This is a genomic window from Stenotrophomonas maltophilia (genome assembly GCF_900186865.1).
In the GTDB taxonomy this organism is placed as follows: Bacteria; Pseudomonadota; Gammaproteobacteria; order Xanthomonadales; family Xanthomonadaceae; genus Stenotrophomonas; species Stenotrophomonas maltophilia.
Genome location: NZ_LT906480.1, coordinates 2,741,364 through 2,766,143, shown reverse-complemented (window position 1 = coordinate 2,766,143; position 24,780 = coordinate 2,741,364). Strand labels below are relative to the sequence as shown.

At 67.1% G+C, this 24,780-nt stretch carries 22 protein-coding genes; 9 read left to right on the top strand and 13 right to left on the bottom strand.

The features are described from left to right. Positions 1-82: 82 nt before the first annotated feature. Together CKW06_RS13265 and CKW06_RS13260 are read left to right on the top strand one after the other, a co-directional pair. Positions 83-1,615 carry an MFS transporter gene (locus CKW06_RS13265; RefSeq protein WP_024956536.1) on the top strand — a complete coding sequence of 511 codons (1,533 nt, stop codon included), beginning with the start codon at positions 83-85 and terminating at the stop codon, positions 1,613-1,615. Positions 1,616-1,619: 4 nt separating this feature from the next. Continuing rightward, the gene (locus CKW06_RS13260) at positions 1,620-2,177 is read left to right on the top strand and encodes a TetR/AcrR family transcriptional regulator (RefSeq protein WP_024956537.1); all 558 of its coding nucleotides are present in this window, start codon (positions 1,620-1,622) and stop codon (positions 2,175-2,177) included. Between the two features lie 410 nt (positions 2,178-2,587). Here the strand turns inward: CKW06_RS13260 and CKW06_RS13255 are convergent, their stop codons facing one another. Then, the gene (locus CKW06_RS13255) at positions 2,588-3,484 is read right to left on the bottom strand and encodes an AraC family transcriptional regulator (protein WP_024956538.1); all 897 of its coding nucleotides are present in this window, start codon (positions 3,482-3,484) and stop codon (positions 2,588-2,590) included. Positions 3,485-3,590: 106 nt separating this feature from the next. Here CKW06_RS13255 and CKW06_RS13250 point away from each other — a divergent pair, with 106 nt between their 5' ends. Further along, on the top strand, positions 3,591-4,127 hold the full coding sequence (locus tag CKW06_RS13250) for a carboxymuconolactone decarboxylase family protein (protein WP_024956539.1): 537 nt from the start codon (positions 3,591-3,593) through the stop codon (positions 4,125-4,127). Between the two features lie 371 nt (positions 4,128-4,498). Here the strand turns inward: CKW06_RS13250 and fdhD are convergent, their stop codons facing one another. Beyond that, positions 4,499-5,338 (bottom strand): formate dehydrogenase accessory sulfurtransferase FdhD, encoded by an 840-nt coding sequence (gene fdhD, locus CKW06_RS13245; RefSeq protein WP_024956540.1) that lies wholly within the window; start codon positions 5,336-5,338, stop codon positions 4,499-4,501. 244 nt (positions 5,339-5,582) lie between these two features. Between fdhD and CKW06_RS13240 the strand changes: the two genes are divergently transcribed. Then, positions 5,583-7,865, top strand: a complete 2,283-nt coding sequence (locus tag CKW06_RS13240) for an FdhF/YdeP family oxidoreductase (RefSeq protein WP_024956541.1) — start codon at positions 5,583-5,585, stop codon at positions 7,863-7,865. 18 nt (positions 7,866-7,883) lie between these two features. On the opposite strand, the gene CKW06_RS13235 is transcribed toward CKW06_RS13240, so the two are convergent. Continuing rightward, positions 7,884-8,900 (bottom strand): DUF4034 domain-containing protein, encoded by a 1,017-nt coding sequence (locus CKW06_RS13235; RefSeq protein WP_231910769.1) that lies wholly within the window; start codon positions 8,898-8,900, stop codon positions 7,884-7,886. 636 nt (positions 8,901-9,536) lie between these two features. On the opposite strand from CKW06_RS13235, the gene CKW06_RS13225 reads away from it, so the two are divergent. Then, positions 9,537-10,076, top strand: coding sequence for a DUF411 domain-containing protein (locus CKW06_RS13225; RefSeq protein ID WP_005413586.1), 540 nt, complete (start codon positions 9,537-9,539; stop codon positions 10,074-10,076). 135 nt (positions 10,077-10,211) lie between these two features. Here CKW06_RS13225 and blaL1 read toward each other — a convergent pair whose 3' ends face one another. The 4 genes from blaL1 to CKW06_RS13205 all read right to left on the bottom strand — a co-directional run bounded on the left by blaL1 (position 10,212) and on the right by CKW06_RS13205 (position 15,053). Next, positions 10,212-11,084: a L1 family subclass B3 metallo-beta-lactamase gene (gene blaL1, locus CKW06_RS13220; RefSeq protein WP_024956543.1), complete on the bottom strand. Its 873-nt coding sequence runs from the start codon at positions 11,082-11,084 to the stop codon at positions 10,212-10,214. Positions 11,085-11,179: 95 nt separating this feature from the next. Beyond that, positions 11,180-13,609: a TonB-dependent receptor gene (locus CKW06_RS13215; RefSeq protein WP_024956544.1), complete on the bottom strand. Its 2,430-nt coding sequence runs from the start codon at positions 13,607-13,609 to the stop codon at positions 11,180-11,182. A 71-nt stretch (positions 13,610-13,680) separates the two neighbouring features. Continuing rightward, positions 13,681-14,532: a FecR family protein gene (locus CKW06_RS13210; RefSeq protein WP_024956545.1), complete on the bottom strand. Its 852-nt coding sequence runs from the start codon at positions 14,530-14,532 to the stop codon at positions 13,681-13,683. Next, positions 14,529-15,053 (bottom strand): RNA polymerase sigma factor, encoded by a 525-nt coding sequence (locus CKW06_RS13205; RefSeq protein ID WP_024956546.1) that lies wholly within the window; start codon positions 15,051-15,053, stop codon positions 14,529-14,531. Before CKW06_RS13205 ends, CKW06_RS13210 begins: the two co-directional genes overlap by 4 nt. Before the next feature lie 204 nt (positions 15,054-15,257). Between CKW06_RS13205 and CKW06_RS13200 the strand changes: the two genes are divergently transcribed. After that, the gene (locus CKW06_RS13200) at positions 15,258-15,524 is read left to right on the top strand and encodes a hypothetical protein (protein WP_005413581.1); all 267 of its coding nucleotides are present in this window, start codon (positions 15,258-15,260) and stop codon (positions 15,522-15,524) included. A 9-nt stretch (positions 15,525-15,533) separates the two neighbouring features. After that, entirely contained in the window at positions 15,534-16,712 is a 1,179-nt protein-coding gene (locus CKW06_RS13195) for a low temperature requirement protein A (RefSeq protein WP_024956547.1), read from the top strand. Here the strand turns inward: CKW06_RS13195 and CKW06_RS13190 are convergent. Genes CKW06_RS13190 through CKW06_RS13180 form a run of 3 tightly spaced genes read right to left on the bottom strand, consistent with a single transcriptional unit; the run spans position 16,709 to position 20,862 of the window. Then, complete coding sequence (locus CKW06_RS13190; protein WP_024956548.1) at positions 16,709-18,148, bottom strand: hypothetical protein; 1,440 nt, start codon at positions 18,146-18,148, stop codon at positions 16,709-16,711. The genes CKW06_RS13195 and CKW06_RS13190 overlap by 4 nt on opposite strands. 16 nt (positions 18,149-18,164) lie before the next feature. Then, the gene (locus tag CKW06_RS13185) at positions 18,165-19,652 is read right to left on the bottom strand and encodes a DUF6384 family protein (protein ID WP_024956549.1); all 1,488 of its coding nucleotides are present in this window, start codon (positions 19,650-19,652) and stop codon (positions 18,165-18,167) included. 13 nt (positions 19,653-19,665) lie between these two features. After that, complete coding sequence (locus tag CKW06_RS13180; RefSeq protein ID WP_024956550.1) at positions 19,666-20,862, bottom strand: hypothetical protein; 1,197 nt, start codon at positions 20,860-20,862, stop codon at positions 19,666-19,668. Between the two features lie 302 nt (positions 20,863-21,164). Between CKW06_RS13180 and CKW06_RS13175 the strand changes: the two genes are divergently transcribed. Both CKW06_RS13175 and CKW06_RS13170 read left to right on the top strand, forming a co-directional pair. Next, the gene (locus CKW06_RS13175) at positions 21,165-21,599 is read left to right on the top strand and encodes an EamA family transporter (protein ID WP_024956551.1); all 435 of its coding nucleotides are present in this window, start codon (positions 21,165-21,167) and stop codon (positions 21,597-21,599) included. A gap of 33 nt (positions 21,600-21,632) precedes the next feature. Then, entirely contained in the window at positions 21,633-22,025 is a 393-nt protein-coding gene (locus tag CKW06_RS13170) for a DUF3224 domain-containing protein (protein WP_024956552.1), read from the top strand. A gap of 13 nt (positions 22,026-22,038) precedes the next feature. Here CKW06_RS13170 and CKW06_RS13165 read toward each other — a convergent pair whose 3' ends face one another. From CKW06_RS13165 to CKW06_RS13155, 3 genes are all read right to left on the bottom strand, one after another. Beyond that, positions 22,039-22,680 (bottom strand): response regulator transcription factor, encoded by a 642-nt coding sequence (locus tag CKW06_RS13165; RefSeq protein ID WP_024956553.1) that lies wholly within the window; start codon positions 22,678-22,680, stop codon positions 22,039-22,041. Next, on the bottom strand, positions 22,673-23,728 hold the full coding sequence (locus CKW06_RS13160; protein WP_024956554.1) for a sensor histidine kinase: 1,056 nt from the start codon (positions 23,726-23,728) through the stop codon (positions 22,673-22,675). The genes CKW06_RS13165 and CKW06_RS13160 overlap by 8 nt, the downstream gene beginning before the upstream one ends. Positions 23,729-24,041: 313 nt before the next feature. Next, on the bottom strand, positions 24,042-24,779 hold the full coding sequence (locus tag CKW06_RS13155; protein WP_005413576.1) for an MgtC/SapB family protein: 738 nt from the start codon (positions 24,777-24,779) through the stop codon (positions 24,042-24,044). Between the last annotated feature and the right edge of the window lies 1 nt (position 24,780).

The window sequence follows — 24,780 nt, the reverse complement described above, 5'->3', positions numbered from 1 at the left end:
GAATCGGCTGGCTCTCAAGGTCATAACTATACAGGACATCCTGTATAGTTATCATCGTACTCCACCCCCATCAGGTTCTCCCATGGCTTTGTCCCAGCCCTTGGCCGGTGCTCCGGCCCTGTCGCGTGCCCGTCGCTGGGCACTGTTGTTCACCGTCGCCGCCGGCCTGCTGCTGGTCACGCTCGACAACTCCGTGCTCTACACCGCGCTGCCGACGCTGACCGAGGAACTCTCGGCCAGTGCCGGCCAGGCGCTGTGGATCATCAACGCCTATCCGCTGGTGATGGCCGGCCTGCTGCTGGGTGCGGGCACGCTGGGCGACCGCATCGGCCATCGCCGCATGTTCCTGATCGGCCTGGTGGTGTTCGGCGTCGCCTCGCTGGCAGCGGCGTTCGCCGACACCGCAGCGCAGCTGATTGCCGCACGCGCGTTCCTGGCGATCGGCGCGGCCGCGATGATGCCGGCCACGCTGGCGCTGATCGGCCTGAGCTTCCACGAAGAGCGCGAACGCAACATCGCCATCGCGATCTGGGGTTCGGTGGCCATCGTCGGTGCGGCGCTCGGCCCGATCATTGGCGGCTGGCTGCTGCAGCACTTCTGGTGGGGCTCGGTGTTCCTGATCAACGTGCCGGTGGTGGTGGTCGCATTCGTGGCCACGCTGCTGCTGGCGCCGGAAGGCCAGCGCGACACCTCGCGGCCGTGGGACCTGGTGTCCTCAGTTCTGGCATTGGCTGCACTGTCCGGCCTGGTGCTGGCGATCAAGTCGCTGATCGCAACGCCGCCGTCGTATGCGCTGGGCGCAGGCGCACTGCTGTTGGCCGTCATCAGCGGTGCGGCGTTCGCGCGCCGCCAGCAGCAGCTGCCGTACCCGCTGCTGGACTTCGCGATCTTCCGCAACCCTGCGTTCCTGGCCGGCACGCTGTCGGCGGTGTTCACCCTGTTCGCGATGGCCGGCCTGCAGCTGGTCACCACCCAGCGCTTCCAGCTGGTGGCAGGCTTCACGCCGCTGCAGGCGGGCCTGCTGGTCTCGGTGGCGGCGCTGGGCAGCCTGCCCAGCGCGCTGCTGGGCGGCAGCATCCTGCACAGGGTGGGCCTGCGCCCGCTGATCTGTGGCGGCCTGGCCGCAGGTGCGCTGGGCGTCGGCGTGGTGGCGTTCGGCTTCCCGCACGGCCTTGGTTGGGTGGTGGCTGGCATGGCCATCACCGGCTTCGGCATGGGTTCGGCCATCTCGGTGGCATCCACCGCCATCCTCAACAATGTGCCGGCACACCGCGCAGGCATGGCCTCGTCGGTGGAAGAAGTGTCCTATGAGTTCGGTGGCCTGCTGGCGGTGGCGATGCTGGGCAGCCTGAGCGCAGCGATGTACAGCGCGTTCCTGCCGGTCTCGGCAGACATGCCCGCGCTTGCCCGCGAGGGTTTCACCCAGGCGCTGCATGCCGCGCGCGAGAGCGGGCAGGGCGAGTGGTTCGCATTGACTGCGGCGGCGTATGACCGTGGCTACCAGATCGTGCTGCTGGTGATCACGGCGGTGTTGGCGCTGGGCGCGACGATCCTGGCGCGCCTGCTGCGCGGCCGCGTTGGCAGCCGCGAGGGTGCGGCCGATCGCGTAAAATGAAGCGATGAGAACCAGCAAGCGCGACCGCATCCTCGACGCCGCCGTCAACGTGATCAATCGTGATGGCGTGCGAGCGGTGACCTTCGAGTCGGTGGCGGCCGAGGCCAAGCTGACCCGCGGCGGCCTGCTGTACCACTTCCCGTCGCGCGAGGCACTGCTGCGCGGCATCGACGAGCACCTGGTGCAGGCCTGGGAAACGTCGATGGAAACGCTGCTGGGCAAGCGCGCGGATGAAGCGACGGCACTGGAGCGTTACCAGACCTTCGTGCGTGTCTCGGCGCAGAGTGCCACCCGTGCCGAACTGATGTTCATGCTGGAATCGGCCGACCCGGAGGCGGGCGAGCGTCCGTGGGGACCGGCGGTACGGCGCTGGGCACCATCCGCGCCGGAGGCTGGGAATGTCGATCCGACGACGCTCGACAATTTCGTGGCGCGCCTGGCCGCCGATGGCCTGTGGATCTACGAGGCAATGTACGAAGGCCAGCTGGACGAAGGCGTGCGCGCCCGTGTTGCCGAGCGCATCGCCGGGTTGTTGGCGAAGTCTGACGGAACGTCCAGTTGAGCGGCCAGCCGGCGCGCAGACATCGCCCGTGGTAGAGCCGACCGCTGGTCGGCTGCCCTTCGGTCAGGCCACGAAAATGCGCTTCGGTAGAGTCGACTGTCAGTCGACTGCTCTTCAATCAGACAGCGAAAACCCGCGCTTCGCGCGATAGTCGACTGACAGTCGACTCTACCCCTCGCGCGTCTGCCCAGCCTGGCCCCCAGCCGCTTGCGGAACGCCTTCGACAGCGAGAATGACGGAACGTCCAGTTGAGCGGCCAACCGGCGCGCAGACATGGCCCGTGGTAGAGCCGACCGCTGGTCGGCTGCCCTTCGGTCAGGCCACGAAAATGCGCTTCGGTAGAGTCGACTGTCAGTCGACTGCTCTTCAATCAGACAACGAAAATCCCGCGCTTCGCGCGACAGTCGACTCTACCCCTCGCGCGTCTGCCCAGCCTGCGTGGCGCCCGCGGCCAGCCACGCCCTCGGCGATACTCCCAGCCGCTTGCGGAACGCCTTCGACAGGGAGGCGGTATCGGCAAACCCCAGCTCGATCGCCACTTGCTTGACCGCCACGCCTGCCCGCAGCTGCGCGCAGGCCAGGCTCAGCCGCCAGTCCAGCAGATAAGCGGCCGGCGTCGCCTGCATCACCTCCTTGAACACGGCCGCGAACGCGCTGCGCGACATTCCGGCAGTCGCAGCCATGCGCGGCAGCGTCCATTCGACCTGCGGCGCCTGGTGCATCGCCACCAGCGTACGGGCCAGCCGCGCATCGGACAGCCCGCGCATCAGCCCATGGCTGACGCCCGCCGCATCCGGGTGGTCCACCACCCAGCGCAGGATCTGGATCAGCGCCACCTCGAACAGGCGGTTGGTCAGCAGCCGGGAGCCGCAGCGCTGGCGATCGGCCTCGGCGAACAGCAGGTGCAGGGTGTCATCCAGTTCGCCGATCGCCGCCAGCGGCACCACCATCACCGGTGGCAGCGACTGCACGATCGGATTGCGCGCGCCGCCATCGAAGTCCAGCGTGGCGCAGGTGAAATCCGGGCCATCCAGCGGTGCGTTGAAGAACACATGGTGCAGCGGCTGCGGATACAGCAGCAGGCTGGGTGTGTCGATCTTCAACCGGGGCAGCGCGATATCGCCCCCGGGATGACGGACCTCCATTTCACCCTGGCGCAGGATGTGCAGGAAGGCACGACCGGGTTGCGGCTCGAAGACGTGGCGCCCGCACAGCGGACCACTGTGGAACAGCGCGGCCTGCACCCGGAAGCGTTCCAGCAGGGAGGAGAGGCGGTCGGGTGAGGAAGTGTCGGCGGACACGTTCATGGATGAATGGACAACATGTGTGGTTTATTGCGCCTGATTCGTCCAGGAAGTCTACCTAGGATGAGCGGGTCGTCCAATCCCGGGCGCTTTCCCAAGGAGATCCACCATGTCCCGTGTCCCCCTGATCGATGCCGCCAACGCCACCACCGACCGTCAGGCCCTGCTGGGCCAGGTCCACGCCGCCTTCGGCGCCACCCCGGCCATGTTCCGTGCCGTGGCCAATTCGCCGGCCGCGCTGCAGAGCATGTGGGGTGCGTTCGGCGCGCTGGGCGGCGGTCGCCTGTCGCCGCTGCTGGGCGAGCAGATCGCCGTGGCCATTGCCAACCGCAATGCCTGCGAGTACTGCCTGGCCGCGCACACCGCGCTGGGCCGCAAGGCCGGCGCCAGCGGCGAGCAGATGGCCGCTGCGCAGATCGGCCAGTCCAACGACCCGGCTACCGCCGCTGCACTGGACTTCGCGCTGAAGGTGGTCGAGCAACGAGCGCAGATTGCCGATGGCGATGTGCAGGCGTTGCGTGCGGCTGGCTTCGATGATGAGCAGATCGTTGAGATCCTCGCCCACGTCGCGCTCAACCTGTTCACCAACTACGTCAACGTAGCATTCGACGTCCCGGTGGACTTCCCGAAGGTCGCGCTGCGCTGAGACCTGGCCTGGCCCGGGTGGCAGCGGTCGCCCGGGCCGGTCTGAATGGAGCCGACCGGGTAGAGTCGACTGTCAGTCGACTATCGCGCGCAGCGCGGGGTTTTCGGGGAGGCTGAACGAAGAGCAGTCGATTGACAGTCGACTCTACAACGCAGCGTTCGACGTGCCGGTGGACTTCCCGAAGGTCGCGCTGCGCTGAAACCTGGCCCGGCCCGGGTGGCAGTGGTCGCCCGGGCCGGTCTGAATTGAGCCGACGGGGTAGAGTCGACTGTCAGTCGACTATCGCGCGCAGCGCGGGGTTTTCGGGGGGCTGAACGAAGAGCAGTCGACTGACAGTCGACTCTACCCAGTCGAGGACTACCCAGTCGATGCTAAATGTCGTCTGCCTGCAGCCGCTCGGGATGGGTATACACATTGAATCCGCTCTCCCGTGCGAACCCGACCAGGCACAGGCCGGCGCTGCGGGCCAGGTCGATCGCCAGCGCGGTCGGCGCCGAAACCGCCGCCAGCACGCTGGCTCCCGCACGCGCTGCCTTGCTCACCATTTCGTAGCTGGCGCGGCTGGAAATCACCAGCAACCCACCGTCGATGGCGTGCTCGTTGTGATGCAGGGCGCCGATCAGCTTGTCCAGTGCATTGTGGCGACCCACGTCCTCGCGTACCCAACCGATGCGCCCACTGGCGTCGGCCCAGGCCGCGGCGTGGATCGAACCGCTTGCCGCATTCATCGGCTGGTGCTGCGCCAAGGTCGCCACCGCCCGCTGCAGGGCGGTGGCGGAATAGCTGCGGCGTTCGCGGATCTGCGGCAGCGGTCGCAGCACTTCTTCCAGCTGGCGCGTGCCGCACAGGCCGCAGCCACCACGGCCGGGCAGCAGGCGCCCATTGGCGGGGTCCAGATCGGCACCGGGTGCATCCTCGGTCACGGTCATCTGCAGCTCGATGCCTTCCAGTTGCGGTCGTACCTCGATGGCCAGCAGTTGGGCAGGCGTAGCGATCAATCCCTCGCTGAGCGAGAAGCCCAGCGCAAAGTCCTCCAGGTCGCAGGGCGTGGCCATCATCACCGCGAATGCGGCGCCGTTGTAACGCAGCGCCACCGGCACTTCCTCGGCCACCACGTCGACCTGCGGCTGATGCCCCTCGCTGCGCCAGCGCTGCAACGGGCGCTGGGCCGTGCCGGCAGGCGGGGTGTGCGGTGGGGTCGAATCAGGCATGCAGCGCGTCCGGACAAGGGAGATACGCAGGTGGTGGACCACCCACGCCATCGAGAATAGCGCAGTGGCCATGCGCTGACGCAGGTGTAACCGTTGTCATGGCAGGCTGCGCTGAAAACAGCGCGCACCCACTGGCGAAGCCGTGCAGGCCGTGTTTGACTGTGGGGCTGGCTGTGCGTCCGAAAGCGCCGCCGGACCGCGTTGTGCCCATTGTTGCCGCGTTCCTCCCGTCAGGTTCCCGAACATGTCCGAGCAGAAGCCGCCGCGTTACAAGCCCTACAACCAGCCCGCCGGTGGTTGGGGTGCCGCCGGAGCCACCGCCAAGGTGTTGCTGCAGCAGAGTGTGATCGGCAAGGGGTCGAAGGCGTTGCTGGCGATGAACCAGCCCGGTGGCTTCAAGTGCCCCAGCTGCGCGTTCCCCGATGCCGACGAACGCAAGAAGCTGGAGTTCTGCGAGAACGGCGCGAAGGCACTGGCCTGGGAAGCCACCCAGTTCCGTGCCGGTCGTGAGCTGTTCGCCCGGCATACCGTTACCGAGCTGATGGCGCAGACCGACTACTGGCTGGAGATGCAGGGCCGGTTGACCGAGCCGATGCGCTACGACGCGGCCACCGATCACTACGTGCCGTGCAGCTGGGACGATGCCTTCGCACTGATCGGCCGCCACCTGCAGGCGCTGGACAGCCCGCACCAGGCCGAGTTCTATACCTCCGGACGCACGCCCAACGAAGCGGCGTTCCTGTATTCGATCTTCGTGCGCGAGTTCGGCACCAATAATTTTCCGGACTGCTCGAACATGTGCCACGAGCCGACCAGCCGCGGCCTGCCGCCGGCCATCGGGGTGGGCAAGGGCACCATCGTGCTGCAGGATTTCGAGCACGCCGAGGCGATCTTCGTGATCGGCCAGAACACCGGCACCAATTCACCGCGGATGATGAGCAACCTGGTCGAGGCGCGCAAACGCGGCATTCCGATCGTGGCGGTCAACCCGATGCCCGAGCGCGCGCTGATCCGCTTCGCCGAGCCGCAGGACATGGTGCAGATGGCCACGTTCGGTTCGACCGAGATCACCAGCGAGTTCGTGCACATCCGCATCGGCGGCGACCTGGCCCTGATCAAGGGCATGATGAAGGTGATGTTCGAGCGCGAGGCGCAGGGTGAGCGTGTGCTCGACCATGCCTTCCTCGCCGAACACACGGTGGGCCTGGAGGCGCTGCGCGAAGACGTGATGGCGCAGGACTGGGACCAGATCGTGCAGGTGTCCGGCATTTCGCAGGCGCAGATCCGTCGCTGTGCGGAGATCGACATCCGCTCCAATGCCACCGTGATCTGCTACGGCATGGGGCTGACCCAGCACCAGTACGGCTCGCGCCTGCTGCAGCAGGTCGCCAACCTGCTGTTGCTGCGTGGCAACTTCGGCAAGCCCGGTGCTGGCATCGGGCCGATCCGGGGCCATTCCAATGTGCAGGGCGACCGCACCGTCGGCATCGACGAGAAGCCCAAGCCGGCCTATCTCGACCGCGTGCAGCAGGTGTTCGGCTTCGACCCGCCGCGTGAGCATGGCCACCATGTGGTCGAATCCATCGAGGCGATGCTGGACGGCAGCGCCAGGGTGTTCATCGGCCTGGGTGGCAACTTCATTCATGCCGTGCCCGATACGCCGCGCGCGTACGAGGCAATGCGTGGGCTGGACCTGACCGTGGGCATCGCCACCAAGCTCAACCGTGGGCACCTGGTTCATGGCCGCGATGCGCTGATCCTGCCGGTGGTGGCGCGCTCGGAGCGCATCGTCACGCCGGCCGGCGAGCAGTTCGTCACCATCGAAGACGCGATGTCCAATGTGACCGCCTCGCGCGGCGTGCTCGAACCGGTCAGCGCCGATGTATTGCCCGAGGTCGAGATTGTCTGCCGCATGGCGCTGGCCACACTGCCCGACAGCAGGGTTGACTGGGCCGGCTGCATGCACGACTACGCACCCATCCGCGAGCTGATCGCTGCGGTGTATCCGGAGATCTACACCGGCTTCAACGAGCGCATCCAGCAGCCACACGGTTTCCATCTGGACATTCCGCCGCGCCGCCGGGTGTGGCCCACGCCGAATGGCAAGGCCAACATCCTGGTGATGCCTGGGCTGGACGTGGACGACCCCGTACATGACCCGGACATGCTGCGCTTGGCCACCGTGCGCTCGCATGACCAGTACAACAGCACCATCTACAGCTACAACGACCGTTATCGGGGCGTGTACAACGATCGCATGGTGCTGTTCATGAACATCGAGGACCGGCTGGCACGCGGGCTGGACAAGGAAGCGCTGGTCAGCCTGGAGACGATCAGCGGCGATGGTGTGCAGCGGCGCGTCGAGGGCCTGACGGTGCTGGACTACCCGATGCCGCGCGGCGCGCTGGCCGGCTACTACCCCGAACTGAACCCGTTGTTGCCGCTGGACTACTACGATCGGGTCAGCGGTACCCCAGCGGCCAAGTCGATCCCGGTGCGGATGAGTGCAATGGCGGCGGTCGCCTAGCAGTGGATGAATCCAGTCCTATGGGCCTTCGGCATGTGGGTTGGGTTCATCCAGAGCAAAGGAGCAACGGAAATAGTTGGCCGTATCCCGCCAAGCGCCAACGATCGGTTCCTGGATCTGGGCCAGCAGTTCACGGGCCTTGACGGGATCATTGGCCTGGCAGGCGAAGTACGCGAATGATTGCAGGTTCCATGGCGAGGGATAACGTGACAGCACGTCTTCGAAGCCGCGTTTCATGGTCGGCCAGTTCACTTTCGAATCGGTGAACAAACGGTCCTCGTACTCCCGCTGCGAGGCGACCCAGTAGATACGGGCGTACAGCATGTATTGGTCCTGCGGTGGGGCCGCAGCCATGACCCTGCGTGCATAGGCTTCCAGGCCAGCCGGATCGCCGCCCCACTTCGGAGCGAAATAGCGCACGGCAGCAAAGTAGAGCGGGAAGTAGCCCGGATAGCGCGCGATGCCTTCGTCATGCAATGCGAAGAAGCGGTCTGCATCCCAACTCTGTTCGATCGCCCGGTGTTCCATCGACTCGTACCAGTACGGGTCCGTGCTGGCGATGTCCTTGTATTTCAGCAGGTAGTCAACGGCCTGCTGCTGCAGCGCCTTGAACGGTGCCCAGTCCTCTTCCTTCACCGTATTTGCATAGCCGGGGCCGCGGATGCTCCAGCCTTGGCGGCTGAGCATCTCAGCCATGGCCAGGCGCGCCGACGGCGACCTGGGGTAGCGCGAGATCCACGCCTGCACGAGCTTCTCGCGACCCTGCCAGTAGGCCGGATCACGGTTGCTCATGCTGAAGGCATAGCCGATGCCTACGTAGTACGCCGAAAGCTTCCAGACACCACTGCTGAAGTAGCGATCCGTATCCCGGAAACGACTGGCGAGTTGCTCCAGTCTGGCGAAATCCTGCTTCTCCAGCAGTTGCTGTGCCTGCCGAGAGACTTCAGCGCGTTCGCTTGCTTCATCTTCGCTTGGTTTTTCGGCGTGCGTGATGGTCGCGCACGACAACAGCAGCACCACAAGCAGTGTTCGCATGAATCCATTCATGAGGGAAACTCCGTGTCGGGGACAGGGGCAGGGGCGTGGCAATGCAGGGTGGCACGATTGCCATCTCGCCATAGCAAGGGGCGTCGCGCAAGTCGGCCGCGTGGTTGTCAAGCTGTCAGGGTCGTTGCCAGCCCACTGAGGGTGCCTGCATCGGCTATCATCGGCGTGTGAACCTGCCTGGCCTGCTGCTGCGATGGATGTTGCTTGTCGCCCTGGTGCTGAATGCACCGGCGCTGGCACTCGCTGCGTCTTCGTACAGCGGATCGGCCAATCAGGATCACTGCGCTGCACCGCACGCGGCCGCGATGGCGGCAGCCGGCTGCTGCGATGATACGGCCCCGGCGGCCTGCCAGAGTGGTGAGTGTGAATGCCCGCCCGCCTGCCTTGGCATGCTGGCCACGTTGAGCGGAACGCCAGCCTCGCCGTGGCGCGAGGCGCCTGTAGCCGCCCGTTCCCAGCAACGCGCATCGCCGCCGATGCCGGACCCGTTGCGGCCCCCCATCGCGTGATTTCCTGCAGGCCTCACGCGCCTGCCGTAGCTGCTCGACTTCTTCTCGACTCTGCCCGCGCCTTCGATGCGCGGGCGGCGGGCTACGTTGCCCGCCTCTGCAAAGGAATCACTCAATGAACCGTACTCTCTCCCTCGGCCTGCTGCTGGGCACTGTGTTGGCTACGACCGCCTGTGCACGTGCCGCCGAAGAATCCGCCGCCGCACCGGTCGCCAGCGCGGCACCGGTGACACCGATCCAGGCCAGCCCGGCCAAGGTCGATCCGGCCTTGCCGGTGGCCATCGTGCACAAGACCGCCAGCTGCGGTTGCTGTGGCATCTGGGTCGACCACCTGAAGGCCGCCGGCTTCCAGGTCGATGTGCGCGACACCGATGACATGAATCCAATCAAGGTCCGCCTGGGTGTGCCGGTCGGCAAGGCGTCCTGCCATACCGCCGAGATCGGCGGTTACGTGGTCGAGGGTCACATCCCGGCCGAGGACATCAAGCGCCTGCTGGCCGAACGCCCGGCCGCGCGCGGGCTGGTGCTGCCCGGCATGCCGGCCGGTTCGCCGGGCATGGAAATGCCGGACGGCTACGTGCAGCCGTACACCGTCGAGCTGGTGCGCACCGACGGCAGCACCGAGCCGTTTGCCCAGCACGGGCAAGGTGGCTGACAGCCAGTGGTGGTGCCGGTCGGTCTGACCGGCACCTTTCCTCGCGGCCGACTTGCTCTTTCGACTTGCTCTTTACAGAGTCGAGCCGTGCTCGACTGCTCTGCGGCTCCGTCGAGCAAGCTCGACGCTTCGGAATCAGCGGGTCCCGGCCGTTTCCCTGGCCAACTGCGCGTCGAACTTCTTCTCGGCCGCATCCGCGTAGGCGTTGCAGGTCAGTGCCTCGGCGCTGGCCTTGCTGCCGACGGCGTAGTTCCAGTTGCTGGCGCCCGGATGCGGGGTGAGCAGCAGATCGCAGGGCAGCGCCCGTACCGTTGCGAAGCTGCGCTTGTAGTCCTCGATCAGGCGCGGATAACGGGGATTGCCCTTCAGCTGGTAACCCGGTGCACTCAGGCTGTCGGCGTAGGCGATGCGCACCGGCTTCCCATCGCGGGTGTCGGTCCAGGTCCAGGCGGTGCTGCCCGGGGTGTGCCCCGGCATGAAGTGCGCGGTGAATGCGATGCCGCCCACCGTGACCACTTCGCCGTCCATGATGATGCGGTCGGCGCTGGCCGGCGGATAGGTGATGCCGTCGCCAAAGTGCAGGTCGTTGCTGCCGCCGCGCGCCAGCAGCACCGCCGTTTCTGCATTGGCCGCCACATGCGCGCCGGTGCGACGCTTGAGCTCGGCGACCGGGCCGGCGTGGTCGGCATGCGCATGGCTGAGCAGGATCAATCGCAGGTCCTGCGGGGCCACGCCGCGCAGCTTCATGTTGTCCAGCAGGTGACCGGCCATCTGTGGCATGCCGCCATCCAGCAGTACTGCGCCCTCGGCGGTCTGCACCAGCAGCGCGGTCAGGTCCTCGGTGCCGATCTGCCAGGTGTGGTCGGCAACCTGCAGCGGCGCCATCGGCTGCAGCCAGGACGCATCCACGGTATAGGCCCGCAGTTGTGGCAGCGGTGCCTCGGCGGCGCTGGCGTGGGCGGCCGGAAGAGCGACGGCCAGGGCGAAGGCGAGCAGGGTAAAACGCATGATCCACGTCCGCTTGAAGGAGGCCCAGAAACTAGCATGGGCCTCCTTCATCGCGTCTCGCATAGATTTCATGGCTCCCATAAGGACGCCATGGATCAGTACCGGTACTGCCATCCCAGCGTCAGCACCCGGCCGCGGCCGGAGAAATAGCTCGGGTTCGACGGCGTGGTCTGCGAGTAGTAGCTGATGTACTGCCTGTCCGCCAGGTTCTGCACGCCCAGCGTGAAGGCATGCTTGTCCAGCGTATAGCGCGCGACCAGATCCACGGTGGTGTAACCCTTGAACTCGGCCACCCGCGCGCCACGCAGGTCGAAGTCGCGGTCGAAGGCATGACTGGCCTGCAGGCGGGTGCTCAGCTGCGGCGTCCAGCTCTGTTCCCAGAACGCAGTCAGCCGGTTCGGCGCGATGTTCACACCAGCCAGGTCGCTGTCGAGGCGACCGTCGACGTCGGCGTCGTAGCGGCCGTTGGCGCGTGCGTAGCCGAGGCCGAGGCGGCTGTCGCCCAGCCGCAGGCGCAGGTTGCTTTCAAAGCCTTCCACGCGGGTGGCCTGGCGCTGTACCGCATAGGCATCGATGCCCGGATCGTAGATCAGTACCGAGCCGAGCCTGGATTCGGAGGTGTAGTAGGCAATGTCACCGCTGAAGCGGCCATCGTCGTACTCCAGTCCGATCTCGCGGTTGTCCGACACCACCGGTGACAGGTCGATGAGGCTGTCCACGCGCTGGCCGTCGCGGTTGATCGCGCGCAGCACGCGGCCGACGTCGGCCACGGTGTAGCCTTCCGAGTACGAGGCATAGGCGTTGAGGCGATCGTTGATGTACCAGACCGCGCCGAAGTTGGGCAGGGTCTCGCTCATGGTCGGCTTGCCACCGGCCACCTTGCGTGCGCCGTAACGGGGCAGGGTGGTGTAGTCGCCTACTTCCAGCTCGCCCTTTTCGTAGCGCAGGCCGCCGGACAGCATCAGGTGATCGGTCGGCCACCAGTGCAGCTGCAGCAGCGGTGACAGGCTCTGGTAGGTGGTCTGCGGCACCCAGTTCATGCCACTGGCCAGCAGCACCTGGTGGGTGCGGTCGCGCAGGCCGTCCAGGCCCAGGGTCACGTCCAGCGAGGTGTCGGCGATGCGGCTCCAGCTCTGGGTCAGCTTGAAGCCGCGCTTGTCCGATTCGTTCTGGGTCTGGTCCCAGGCGGCATTGGCGCCGGTGTTGCCCCAAGGATCCCATTGGCTGGCACCGTAGCGGCCTTCGAAATCGACCGCGAAGGCCTGCGCCTGGAAACGGCCGCCGAGCAGGTCGGCGGCGCTGTAGTCCACCGTCAGCGAACGCGAGCGGTTCATCGGCGGATCGAGCGGCGTATCGCCCGGGACCGAAATGGTCGGGCGACCGGTCCGGTAGTCACCGTTGATGGCCAGGTAGTTGTCCAGCCCGCGCAGTTCATAGCGGTTGGCCATGACCTGCAGGCGGTGGCCGTCGGCAATGTTCCAGCCCAGCTTGGCGAATACGTTCGATGAGGTCGAGTCCATCAGCTCGCCCTGCGCGTTGGTGCCGATCGATCGGCCCTCGCCGTCGTGGTACAGGCCCTGCTTCTCATAGGCCAGGCCGGCGACCAGGTCGAACTGCTCGCCGCGCACGCCCACCAGGGCCGAGCCGCGCTGGCCATTGTCGTCGTGGCGGCTGGGCAGGGCAGCGCTGTAGCTGACGCTGGTGTCGAGCAGGAACGCGCCCGGCTCACTGGGCGCACTGCGGGTGATGATGTTGACGATGCCGCCGGTACCGCCGATGCCCTGCAGCGCGTTGGCACCGTGGATGACCTCGATGCGTTCGATCATCGCCGGGTCGATGGTGTGCGAATCACGCGAGCCATCTCGCAGTGGCGTGGACTGCGGCACGCCGTCGACCATGTACAGGATGCCGCGGCCGCGCATGGTTTCGCCGTAGTTGGACATCTTCTCGCGCGCCGGGGCAAACGCCGGGATCTGCGACGACAGCACCCGCGACACATCCGAGCCCAATGCCAGCTGCTGGGCGATGTCCTCGCGGGTCAGCACCGTGATGGTATTGGGCATGGCGGTCTCGCCCTGCGGCATGCGCGCGGTCGAGGCCGAGACCGTGACGCGGGCCAGCGACGTCGTCGAGGCGGATGACGGCGCCGATGATGCGGCCCGGGCCGGGATGCGCGGCTTCGCCGGCGCTGGCGCGGCACTCACCACGAACACCCCTGGCGAACGTTCCTGCATCGCCAGGCCTTGGCCTGCCAGCAGCCGCTGCAGGGCCTCACGCGGGGTGTAGCGGCCATCAACAGCCGGGGCGCTGCGGCCGCTCACGCTGTCGGCGGCGAACAGCAGCTGGATGCCACTCTGCCGCGCCAGCGCAGTGAGCGAGGCCTGCAACGGGCCGGCCGGCAGGTGCAGCTCGACGGGCGCGGATGCAGCGGTCTGCGCCGTGGCGGGCAGGGCCGCACAGAGGCAGGCAGCGAGCAGGGTGGGGGCCAGCCGGCGCAGGGCGGCTGGCGGAACAGGGCGGGTCATGCGGGGGTCCTTCGGAAGGGTTCAAGCACTTGCCGGATGGGACGGCGCGCAACCCACCCTCGGTGTGGCATTCAATCGCGGGCGCGCAGATGCAGGCTGCCATCGGAAGCGGTGTGCACCTGTACCGGCAGGATCTCGGGCAGCAGCGCGAGTACAGTCTCGGCGCGGTCGGCATCGAAGACGCCTGACACCTGCAGCGGCCCCAGTACCGGGTCGTCCAGCACGATGGGACGGTCGTGATAGCGCTGCAGGATGCGCAGCACCTCGGCCAACGGCATGCGGTCGAATTGCAGCCGTCCACGGGTCCAGTCGGCTCGATCCGGGTCCACCGCTTCCGGCGGAGACAACGATCCTGGCTGGGCCAGCACGCGCTGCCCCGGCTTCAGGCGCTGCTCTGCGCCCCCGCCATCCACACGCACGCCCACCTCGCCGCGCCACAGGGTTACCTCGCTGAGGCTACCCTGCCGGTCAACGTCGAACACCGTGCCATAGTTGCGCACATGCACCGCCCCGGCCTCGACCTCGAACGGGCGCCAGGTCGAGTGCTGCACCTGGAAACGGGCCTGGCCCTGCACCAGCACCACCTGCCGCGAGCGGATGTGCCTGCGAACCTGCAGATGGGTACCGGCGTCGAGCAGCAGATGGCTGCCATCGGGCAGGCGGATGCCGCGGCGTTCGCCCACCGCGCTCCGATAGTCGTGCACCTGCCATGCCGGGTCGGCAATGAACACGCCCGTGGCCGTGATCAGCAGCAGCGGCAGGACGATCTTCGCCGCACGCCCACCGCGACGACGCTGCAACGCATCCGCGCTGGGCATGGGGAAGCGTTCCTTCAGGGCATCGCGATGCTGGTCCAGCACCTGGTCGATGGTTGCGGGTTGGACCGGCGGTTGCGGTGGGGACGGCGGCGGTTGTGGGCTCATCGCAGGCCAGCCGACCGTTGGCAATCGGCCATGGCCAGGCGCAGGTGGCGCTCCACCGCCTTCTGGCCGATACCCATGCGGCGGGCAACCTCAGCCTGTGGCAGTTCGTGGATCTTGTGCAGGATGAAGACCTGCTGGCGGCGGCAGGGCATGCGTTCGATGGTGGCGCCCAGTCGTTGCAGTGCCTGCTGTCCCTGCGCCTGCTGCTCAGGCCCGGGGCGCGGGCAGGCGTCATCGGGCAGCTCGGCACGCGCTTCCACCCAGTGCCGGCGCAGATCCTCGGCGCGGCAGCGATCCACCGCCGTATCGTGCGCGATCCGCCGCAGCAGCGCGATGGGTTGCCGTGCATCGTAGGCGGCCGGGCGTTCCAGCAGGCGCACGCAGACATCGTGCACCACCTCACGAGCCAACCCCGGCGAGCGGAAACGGCGGCGCAGGTACTCCACCAGTTCCTCGTAATGGCGCACCAGCGAGGACATCAGCGGCAGCGCGGGAGGGGGTGGGGAAGGCAGCTGGGACATCCGGACCGGAAGCAAGGGCAAGGGGCGCGCGCGGGGGAGGGCATCCCTGCGCGATGACGCAATACTAATGGGAACCGTTCGCGTTTGCCATGTGGGGCGCGGGTCGGGGATTGTTCGTCGGAACTGGAAAGTGAAACCACGATCATCGTCTGGAGCGCAGAATCGGCCGCGGCTAGCCTGCAAGCAGGCTCAAGGAGATGGACCATGCACGTGCTTCTGGTGATGGTGGGTGGGGTGTTGTTGTTGGGGGTATTCCTGCTCTTCGGGCGGCTGTGGAGCGTAGGCCAGTCACAGCTGCCCACGGCGCTGCTCGCGTTCATCGCCACCTGGCTGCTGGTGACGCTGGCCAACATGTGGGTGGGCGTGAGCAAGGCCGGTTACGCCGTGCGGGAAGAACTGCCGATCCTGCTGCTGGTGTTCGCGCTGCCGGCCCTGCTGGCTGGACTGCTGTACTGGCGCCTGGCGCGCTGAAGGACGGCCATGAGCACACGACTGAGACCGCCTGCCCTGCGCCAGCGCGATGGCCACCACGCCCGCGTGACTTACGAAGAGCTGTTCTTTGATCTGGTCTACGTCTTTGCGGTTACCCAGCTCAGCCACCATCTGCTGCATCACCTGGACCTGGTCGGGGTGATGCAGACGCTGGTGCTGTGGTTCGCGGTCTGGCTGGGCTGGCAGTACGCCTGCTGGGTCAGCAACTGGTTCGATCCCGAGGCGCCACGCATCCGCAGCCTGCTGTTCGTCACCATGTTGCTGGCGCTGTTGATGTCCTCGTCCATTCCCGAGGCCTTCGCTGAACGCGCCTGGGTCTTCGCGGGGGCGTACGCCACCATGCAGGTCGGGCGCACGGTGTTCGTGCTGCTGGAGGTCGGTCGCAGGCATCCGTTGGCGCCCAATTTCCGACGCATGCTGGCGTGGGTGAGCGTGTCGGCCTGCTTCTGGCTGGCGGGCGCCGCCGCCGAGGGCAATCTGCGTCTGGCGTTGTGGGCGGTGGCGGTGGCCTGCGAATACATTTCGCCGATGTTCGGTTTCGCGTTTCCTGGCCTGGGCCGGTCGCACACCCGCGAGTGGACCATCGAAGGCGGGCACCTGGCCGAGCGTTGCCAGCTGTTCGTCATCGTCGCACTCGGCGAGACGCTGCTGGCTACCGGTGGCGTGCTCAGCGAGGTCGAGCAGTGGAGTGCTGCGGTGGTGTCTGCGGTGCTGGCCACCTTTGCCGGCACCATCGCCATGTGGTGGTTGTATTTCGGCATCTCCAGCCGCGATGCCACCGCGGCGATCACCCATTCCGAGGACCCCGGGCGGATGGGGGCCAACTTCCACTACGTGCATGCGCTGCTGATCGCCGGCATCATCGCCACCGCGGTCGGCAATGATCTGGTCATGGACCATCCTGGCGCAGCGGTGACCCCGGTCTACGCCACGGTGCTGGTAGCGGGGCCGTTGATCTACCTGCTGGGCAGTGCCCTCTACAAGCGCGTGGTCTATGGGCATGCGCCGCGCTCGCACCTGCTGGGTGCGGTGGCGCTGCTGGTACTGGGCCTGATGCTGCCGCACATGCACCTGCTGGCCGCCGGGTGGCTGACCAGCCTGGTGCTGCTGGGCGTGGGGCTGCTGGATACGCGGCTGAAGCGGCGCACCCGGCCGTTGCCGGGCTAGAACCCGCCGCCGGTCTTGAAGCCACCGCCACCGCTGATGCCGCCGCCGCTGCGGAAGCTGCTGCCGCTGGAACCCGAACTGGAACTCGAGCGCGAACTGGAACTGGAACTGGAACTGGAACTTGAACGCGAGCTGGAACTGCTGGAACCGCTCAAAAGCAGGTCGAACAGGCTGCCAGAGGAGTGGGTGGCGCTTCGGCTGCTGGTGGTGCTGAAGAAGGACGCGGCGACTGTGGCCGGTGCGGCGGCCCGGTAGCTTGGCGCCTCGTAGGCTTGGCGTTCGCTGTCTGCTGCCGCCTGGTAGCTCCTGCGCGCAGCCTGCAGGCTGTCCAGGCGCTTCTTCAGCACGGCCATTTCACGGGTGTGCTCAGCCACCATGCCGTCGATCTCGCCCAGGCGCAGGCGACTGCCATGGATCCGTTCGAGCACGGCATCGTCCTCGCCGGAGGCGGTGGCGGCGACGCGGCGGTACAGGTCGTCCATGCTCTTGGCCGAAAGCGTGCGCGCCAGCGCGGTGAGCAGGGTGCGGCCTTCGGCATCGGTCCAGCTGTGGAAGCCGTCGATCTGTGCCTGCTTGGCATCCACGGTCTGCCGATGCAGCTGCTCGGCCAACAGCGCCTGCGCCAATGCGCCCTGTGCCGTCTGCAGCTGCTGGCGCAGCGGGTCGCCACCGGCGTGGGCGAGGGCGGCATCGCGGGCCTGCTGTACCGGCTGGCGGGCAGCCTCGACGTCGTCGCGGGCGCGTCCGGCATGTTCCTGCAGATAGGGCGGAAGTTCGACCAGCGTGGCGTACTCGCGACGGGCACGGTCGAAGCCGCACAGTTCGGCCAGCCAGCCGTCGACGGTGCGCACCATCGGCCAGCCGCGGTAGGCCGTGCTGCCGTAGTTGCGCCGGTGCAGGTACATGAAGATCGGGTCGGCCTGGTAGGCGCCGGCCTTGGCGTCATGCTCCGACTGCGCAGAGGTGGCCATGCGCTCGACCGTGTCGGCCCGCGCCACGGCCAGCTGCAGGTCGTCCTGCAGCGCCCTGTAGGTGGGTTCCGCTTCCAGCGTGGTGTCCACCTGGTCCTGCAGGGCCTGCCAGCGTCCGCCGGCGGCGTCGCGTGCGGCAACGGCCTCCTGCGACCGCTGCTGCAGCGACTGCTCGATGTCCAGCAGCGCCTGCAGCTCGCCTGCCAGCGCCGCCGCTTTGCGATCACGGCGCTGCAGATCGGCGCTGGTCTGCTGCAGCAGGTCCCGGGCCAGCATCGGCGGCGCATCGGTGGCAGCCTCGGCCTGCAGGCGGGCCAGCGCGTTGAAGTCGTCGCGGACCCGCCCGTGCAGTGCTTCCTGTTCCTTGATCAGTTCCCGGCACTGGTCGCCACGCGCGGCCAATTGTGCCTGCGCCTGGCCGATATCGGTTGTGACATCGGCAATCGCGTCGTTCAGATCTCTCATGTCAGTTCCTTACCCATCACCATTGGGTGATGTAGCCGCCGGTGGTGGGCATGCGGAACCGAGGCGAAAGGCTGCCGCGCGGCTTGCTGCCGATCTGGTCGTCTTCGATGATGCCGTTGTCCTGCTTGTCGGCGGCAACACGGTTGTAGGTGGCCTCGGGCACACGTACGGCAAACACAGAAACCCGTTCGTCCTTGCCGGTCTCCTCGTTGCGGATCGGCAGTTCGGCAGCGTTGCCGGCCTCGTCCAGCGCTTCGGTCACCAGGTAGTAGTTGCGGCCACCATTGGCCTTTTCGTTGTAGCGCCAGACGCCGGTGCGTTCATCGTCACGGTTGACGATGCGGTAGACCAGGGTCTGCGACAGCAGCCCCACCAGCTGGCTGACCTCGTCCACGGCCGGCCCGGCTTCGGCCAGCGTCTCTATCCGGATCAGGCGGGCGGCCTGGTCCAGCGCACGCTCGAAGCGCTTGCGGTCTTCGCCGGTGACGCCGGTGGCGAGGCCGTCGGTCTTGAGCTGGGCCAACCGCTCGTTGAGCGCGGCCAGCTTGTCGGCGCTGCCGATCAGGTCCTTCAGGGTCGCTACCGCCTGGCCGGCCGCGGCCATGTCGCCTGCGCGCAGTGCCACGTCGCCGCCGGTGTAGGCGCGTGCGCGCACCTGCTCTGCATCCGGCGCGAGGCGAGCGGCCTTTGCAGCGGCGTTGGTGGTGTCCAGCAGCTCGCTGGCCTCGATGGCCTGGCTGAGGGTATTCACCCGCTCGGTGAGCGCGGGCAGGGTTTCCCTGGCCTGCACCAGCAGCTGCGCGGTTGCCAGCCGGTGCTGCTCAACCTGCGCGGCCGCCTGCGCGCCGGTGGCAGTGCCACCACTGCTGAGCCGGGTGAGCTTGTCTTTGCGCACAAGAGTCGGCTGTGCGGCCAGTGCGGCGGGAACCTCGGCGAAGCGGCGCTGTGCTTCGGCCAGCGCGGCCTGTGCGCCTTCGGTCAGCGGCTGCAGGCGCTCACCGCTGGCGGTGGCACGTGGCAGCAACCCCTGCAGGACCTGTACCTGTGCGGCCAGCAGGGCGCGCGCTGCAGCAGCCGCCTGTTGCAGCGCGGCCACCTTGTCGTTCAGCACCTGTACGTTCTTCTGCACGTTGCTCTCGTGCACGAACGCGCCGAAGCTGCGCGCCATCGCCAGCAGAACACCGAGCATCAGCAGCACCAGGGCCACGATCAGCGCCCACTTCAGCAGCCGGCTGCGATCGATCCAGCGCCGCGCCAGCCACGCCTTCCAGCCACATGGCGCGACGTAGAGGTAACGCTGCTCACGCTGGGCCGCGATGCCGGCCTCGAGGATCTCGTCGGAGACCTCGATGCCCTGCGAGCGGTACAGCTCAAGCAGGCGCTGCTTCAGCGTTGCCTTGTCATGGCCGCTGTCGGCGAGCGCCTTCATTTCGGCATTGCGGTAACGCAGCTGGTCGACCACATCCATGGTCAGCAGCGCATCCTGCAGCTCGGCAGGGGCCATCGTCGCACTCACCTCAGCGCGACTCCGGGCTCGGCGGTGCCTGCAGCAGGGCAGCGAAACGCTGTTTGCCCTGTTCGACGTACTCGGCGATCTCCGCCGAGTCACGGGTGGCCTGGCCGCGCAGCTGCTCGATCTCCTGCAGCGAAGTCTCCTGGAAGCGCACCACTGCATCGACCAGCTTGCGCACCGAATCGACGCCGATGGTGGCGCCGTAGCCCGCCTTCAGACCCTCGTGCAGCACGTCGTCGCCAATGTTGGCCACCGCTTCCAGGCCCTTGGAGGTGCCCTCGGTCATCGCGTTGAGCGCCTGCGTGGACTCATGCAGCCCCATCTGCGTGGTGAACGCCAGGTTCAAGGCGGTGAAGCTGGTTTCATTGGTGGAGAAGAACACCACCGAACGCTCGTTGACGCGGCGCTTGACCTCGTGCGACTGGTGCACGCGCAGCATGATCGCCTCGGACGTGGCGTAGTTCACCTGCAGGTTCTCGGCCAGGTCCTTGGCCAGCTGGTAGCGTGACTCCTCGGCCTGGTTGTTGCGCAGGGCCTCGTCGCGGGCCATGACCAGGCGGCCGGTGTCGGCGGCATCGGCGGCCGGATCGGCCGATTCCACGCGCTGCTGCGCCTGCTTCAGCGCCTCGCGTGCATCGGCCAGCGCCTGCTCCTGCAGCTTCAACAGTTCATGTGCCTGGATCTCGGCATCCTTGATCGACAGGCGGAAGTCGCCGTACATCTCCAGCACGCGCGACTCGCGCTGCAGCTGCTCGGCCGAATCGCGGCTGACCTCCAGGAACGTACGGCGGATCTTCTCGAACCGGCTCGGGATGTCACCGCGGGTGACCTTCATCCACAGGTTCTGCAGGCGCTCGCCCATGTCGATCTTGCCGTCGCGGACCTGCTCGACCATGGTGCTGGCATCGTCACGGATGCTGTCGAAGGCGCGGATGATCTCGGTATAGCGGTCAGACACCTTGGCCGAGCTGATTTCATCACGCATTACGGCATTGAAATGGCCGGACTGCTGCAGCACGCGGGCAATGGCCACCACGCGACCCTGGTCGAGGGTGGACAGCTGCGACACCAGCGCGATAGCCGGCGCGTTGTTGTCCTGGGGGGCGGCCAGGCCCAGGCTGCGCAACGTGGCCATGGCGCGGTCGAGATACTTGATCGGCGCGGTAGCAGCCGGCGTGGCAAGGAGGGTGTTCTCGGACATTTCGACGGCTCCGGTCAGGGCAAGCGATGAGGAACCTGCTGCGTGGAACGGGCAGGTTGCTGCGAAACGAAGGGGAAGGGGAGCGGCAGCCGTGCGGCGCACGGCAGGCTGGCCCGGTCAAGGACCGCGGGCCCGGTATGGGCAAGGGTGGTGTCCTGTTCAAGCATGGCGCTTTCCCTGCAGATCGCCCCCTGGCGATTCCTGGCCCATTGTAGCGGTGGTGATGGACAGGTGAAGCCCCACCGATGGCAGGGTGGAGTAGCGTTGGCGCTCGCTCATCCGTTCCGGCCAGCGAGGGCTTCGTGCAGAACATACCGCAGTGGTTGATCTGGGCTGGATTGTCTGCCGTGTTCGCAGCGCTGACCGCGCTGTTCGCCAAGGTTGGGGTCAAGGGCGTCGACTCGGACCTGGCCATGGCGATCCGCACCCTGGTGGTGGCCGCGGTGATCCTGCCGCTGGTGGTGATCACCGGCAAATGGTCCAATCCGTTGCTGCTGCCGGGCCGCACCCAGCTGTTCCTGGTGCTGTCGGCATTGGCCACCGGCGCTTCGTGGCTGTTCTACTTCCGCGCGCTGCAGAGTGGTGAGCTGGCCAAGGTCGCAGTGGTCGACAAATTCAGTGTGGTGCTGGTGATCGTGCTGGCCTACCTGCTGCTGGGCGAACGTCCGACCCTGCGGGAGTGGAGCGGCATCGGCCTGGTTCTGGCCGGGGTGATCGTACTGGCGACGAAGAAGTAGCAGCGTTCAAACCCATCGACGAGGGAGAGCAGGATGCAGGGCGAAGCGCGCGGAACCTTTGAAGTGAACCTGCTGCCGATCGGTGGCAACGACGGCCCGATCGGGGTGATGTCGATCGACAAGGTCTTCCATGGTGACTTGCAGGGCAGCAGTGTCGGCCAGATGCTGGCCTTCCGCAGCCCGGTGCAGGGCTCGGCCGGCTACGTGGCGATGGAGCGGGTGACGGCCACGCTGGCCGGGCGCCAGGGCGGGTTCACCCTGCAGCACAACGGGTTGATGACCCGTGGCACGCCGCAGCTGAGCGTGGTGGTGGTGCCGGATTCGGGCAGTGAAGGACTGCTCGGTCTGTGCGGCACACTGGAGATCATCATCAGTGAAGGCCGCCACGATTACCGGTTGGTTTACGCGCTGCCGGAGCCGGAATAGGCTGCTTGCGGGTTCAAGCGCTGCCCGTCTGCAGGCGGTCGTACATGCGTACCAGGTCAACCAGGGTGCGCGCGCCCATCTTGCGCATCACCTGCGCGCGGCGCACCTTCACCGTGATCTCGCTGACCCCGAGGTCGCTGGCAATCTGCTTGTTGAGCCGGCCGCGTACCACGCCATCGACCACCTCGCGCTCGCCGGCATTGAGGGTGTCCCAGCGTAGCTGCAGCGCGCCGAGTGCCTCGCCGTCGCGGCGGCGCTGGCGGTCGATCTCGATGCCCTTGTGGATGGCATCGAGCAGCTCCTGGTCACGGAAGGGCTTGGTCAGGAATTCGATGGCGCCATCCTTGATTGCGTTGACGCCCATGGCGATGTCGCCGTGGCCGGTGATGAACACCACCGGCAGCTGCAGGCCGTGGCTGCCCATCGTGCGATGGAATTCGAGGCCGCTCTGGCCGGGCATGCGCACGTCCAGCACCAGGCACGCCGGCGCGTCCTCCAGGTCGTGTTCGAGGAAGGCCTGGGTGGAGGCGAAGGCGCGCACCTGCAGGCCCATCGAGGCCAGCAGGTCTTCCAGTGCGGCACGCACCGACGGATCGTCGTCGACCACGTAGACGATGGGCGCTGGGTCGATGGCTGGGGCAGCGGGCTTACGCATGTTGAACGTCCGAGGCGATGGGCAGGTCGAACACGAAGCAGGCACCGCCGCCTGCCGGTCGTTCGGCGCGGATCTGGCCGTCATTGGCTTCGATCATCGAACGGCTCAGGCTGAGGCCCAGTCCCAGCCCATGTGACTTGGTGGTCCAGAACGCATCGAATACACGCTCGGGATGATCGGCGGGCAGGCCCACGCCCCGGTCGCGCACGCTGAGACTGACCTGCTGGCCGTCACGCCGGGTCAGTAGTGACAGGCGACGGTCGGCTGCGGGTATGGCTTCCATTGCATCCACTGCATTGAGGATCAGGTTGCCGATCACCTGCTGCACCTGCACGCGGTCGGCGTGTACCGGCGGCAGGTCGGCGTCCAGCAGCAGCGCCACCGCCACGCCGTGCTGGTCCAGCTCGCTGCGCGACAGCGCCAGCATTTCCTCCACCGCCTGATTCAGGTCGAAGGCGCGTCGTTCCGGTGCCGCGCCCTGGGTCAGGCCGCGGATGCGGGCGATCACGTCACCGGCGCGGTGCGCGTCTGCCAGGATGCGGGCCACGGTCTGCCGGGCCTTGTCCACGTTCGGCGGGTCCTGTGCGAGCCAGCGCTGGCAGGCTTCGGCGCTGCTGGCGATGGCCGCCAGCGGCTGGTTCACTTCATGGGCGATGGAGGTGGTGAGCTCGCCCACGGTGGAGGCGCGCGCCACCCGCAACAGGCGGCCCTGTGCTTCCTGCACGGCGGCCTTGGCCGCTTCCATGTTCAGGGCGAGATAGGTGGTGATGCCGATCACCAGCATGCCGATCACCGAATTGACCAGGCCGATGCGGTAGGTGCCGAAGCGGGTCAGGAAGAAGCTCAGCCCGGTGAGTGCGATGCAGGCGACGGCCAGGGTGATGAGCCCGCGCGCACCCAGCACGCGCGACGCCGCGAGGATGACCGCTGCGTAGAAGCAGGCAGCGGCAACCGCGTAATCGGTGACGGTGTCGATCAGGAAGATCGCCGCCATCACGACGATCAGGGCCAGCAGCACCAGCGGGCGGCGGGGCGACAGCGATGGCATCGGGGAAGCTCCCTGGCGTGGGGGAAAAGGATAGCAAAGCCGGCATTGGTGGATGCCGACCTGGGCCGGCGTGCTCTCGTGCGGTGGGTGCCGACCGTTGGTCGGCACAAACCAGAGCGATGCCTGGTAGTGCCGGCCGCTGGCCGGCAACTGCATGGTGTTGCCGGAGTTCATGAGGTTGCCGGCCAGCGGCCGGCACTACCGCAGGGATGGACACGGTCTCTGAAGGTTCTGTGCCGACCACCGGTCGGCACCCACCAAAGCGATGCACGGTGCGCCCGCGGATCATGAGGTTGCCGGCCAGCGGCCGGCACTACTCCTCCAGGCTGGCGTTCCAGAAGCCCTGCAGCACACCGGGCGTGGTCGCCAGGGTGGCCAGCACGGCATCGAGCTCACCGGCATCCACGGTGGTGGCATACAGCACCGCTTCGATCTCCACGTCGCGCTCGCCGAACGGACGCTGGTCCACCGCGCGCACCGGGTAGTGCGCCTGCTCAAGCAGCAGCAACAGCTGGTCCAGCACCTCGGCCTGCTGCTCGCGTTGGCAGACCACGTTGATCGCATAGGTTGCCTCGCTGAACGCTTCCGGCAGCGGCTGCCGCTGGATGCGGTTCACCACCGGCCGCAGCAGGGTATTGGCGGCCAGCACGAACACCGCTGCCAACACCGCCTCCGGCAGCAGCTTGATACCGGCACAGGCACCCACCGCCGCCGATCCCCACAGGGTGGCGGCGGTGTTCAGGCCGGACACCTGGGCGCCGTCCTTCATGATCGCGCCGGCGCCGAGGAAGCCGACGCCGGAGATCACATAGGCCACCACATGCAGCGGTGATGGCGGGCCGCCGTACAGGTCATGGAAGCGCACGGCCAGATCGACGAACACCGCCGCTCCCACCGCCACCAGCGTGTTGGTGCGCAGGCCCGCGGTGCGTTGCCGCAGCTGCCGCTCCAGGCCGATGGCCGTGCCCAGCACGAACGCCACCGACAGGCTGATCAGCGAGCTGAGCGTGGCGCCGGCGTTGAACGCCGGCAGGTTCGGATTGATGTCCATT

Excerpts from the sequence above, each read along its gene's own strand:
- CKW06_RS13255 (WP_024956538.1), bottom strand. The coding sequence starts at position 3,484 with ATGAACGTGTCCGCCGACACTTCCTCACCCGACCGCCTCTCCTCCCTG.
- CKW06_RS13210 (WP_024956545.1), bottom strand. The coding sequence starts at position 14,532 with ATGAGCCCACAACCGCCGCCGTCCCCACCGCAACCGCCGGTCCAACCC.
- blaL1 (WP_024956543.1), bottom strand. The coding sequence starts at position 11,084 with ATGCGTTTTACCCTGCTCGCCTTCGCCCTGGCCGTCGCTCTTCCGGCC.
- CKW06_RS13235 (WP_231910769.1), bottom strand. The coding sequence starts at position 8,900 with ATGCGAACACTGCTTGTGGTGCTGCTGTTGTCGTGCGCGACCATCACG.
- CKW06_RS13240 (WP_024956541.1), top strand. The coding sequence starts at position 5,583 with ATGTCCGAGCAGAAGCCGCCGCGTTACAAGCCCTACAACCAGCCCGCC.
- CKW06_RS13225 (WP_005413586.1), top strand. The coding sequence starts at position 9,537 with ATGAACCGTACTCTCTCCCTCGGCCTGCTGCTGGGCACTGTGTTGGCT.
- CKW06_RS13165 (WP_024956553.1), bottom strand. The coding sequence starts at position 22,680 with ATGCGTAAGCCCGCTGCCCCAGCCATCGACCCAGCGCCCATCGTCTAC.
- CKW06_RS13185 (WP_024956549.1), bottom strand. The coding sequence starts at position 19,652 with ATGGCCCCTGCCGAGCTGCAGGATGCGCTGCTGACCATGGATGTGGTC.
- CKW06_RS13160 (WP_024956554.1), bottom strand. The coding sequence starts at position 23,728 with ATGCCATCGCTGTCGCCCCGCCGCCCGCTGGTGCTGCTGGCCCTGATC.
- CKW06_RS13190 (WP_024956548.1), bottom strand. The coding sequence starts at position 18,148 with ATGAGAGATCTGAACGACGCGATTGCCGATGTCACAACCGATATCGGC.
- CKW06_RS13260 (WP_024956537.1), top strand. The coding sequence starts at position 1,620 with ATGAGAACCAGCAAGCGCGACCGCATCCTCGACGCCGCCGTCAACGTG.
- CKW06_RS13170 (WP_024956552.1), top strand. The coding sequence starts at position 21,633 with ATGCAGGGCGAAGCGCGCGGAACCTTTGAAGTGAACCTGCTGCCGATC.
- CKW06_RS13205 (WP_024956546.1), bottom strand. The coding sequence starts at position 15,053 with ATGTCCCAGCTGCCTTCCCCACCCCCTCCCGCGCTGCCGCTGATGTCC.
- CKW06_RS13215 (WP_024956544.1), bottom strand. The coding sequence starts at position 13,609 with ATGACCCGCCCTGTTCCGCCAGCCGCCCTGCGCCGGCTGGCCCCCACC.
- CKW06_RS13155 (WP_005413576.1), bottom strand. The coding sequence starts at position 24,779 with ATGGACATCAATCCGAACCTGCCGGCGTTCAACGCCGGCGCCACGCTC.
- CKW06_RS13180 (WP_024956550.1), bottom strand. The coding sequence starts at position 20,862 with ATGTCCGAGAACACCCTCCTTGCCACGCCGGCTGCTACCGCGCCGATC.
- CKW06_RS13195 (WP_024956547.1), top strand. The coding sequence starts at position 15,534 with ATGAGCACACGACTGAGACCGCCTGCCCTGCGCCAGCGCGATGGCCAC.
- CKW06_RS13265 (WP_024956536.1), top strand. The coding sequence starts at position 83 with ATGGCTTTGTCCCAGCCCTTGGCCGGTGCTCCGGCCCTGTCGCGTGCC.
- fdhD (WP_024956540.1), bottom strand. The coding sequence starts at position 5,338 with ATGCCTGATTCGACCCCACCGCACACCCCGCCTGCCGGCACGGCCCAG.
- CKW06_RS13250 (WP_024956539.1), top strand. The coding sequence starts at position 3,591 with ATGTCCCGTGTCCCCCTGATCGATGCCGCCAACGCCACCACCGACCGT.
- CKW06_RS13200 (WP_005413581.1), top strand. The coding sequence starts at position 15,258 with ATGCACGTGCTTCTGGTGATGGTGGGTGGGGTGTTGTTGTTGGGGGTA.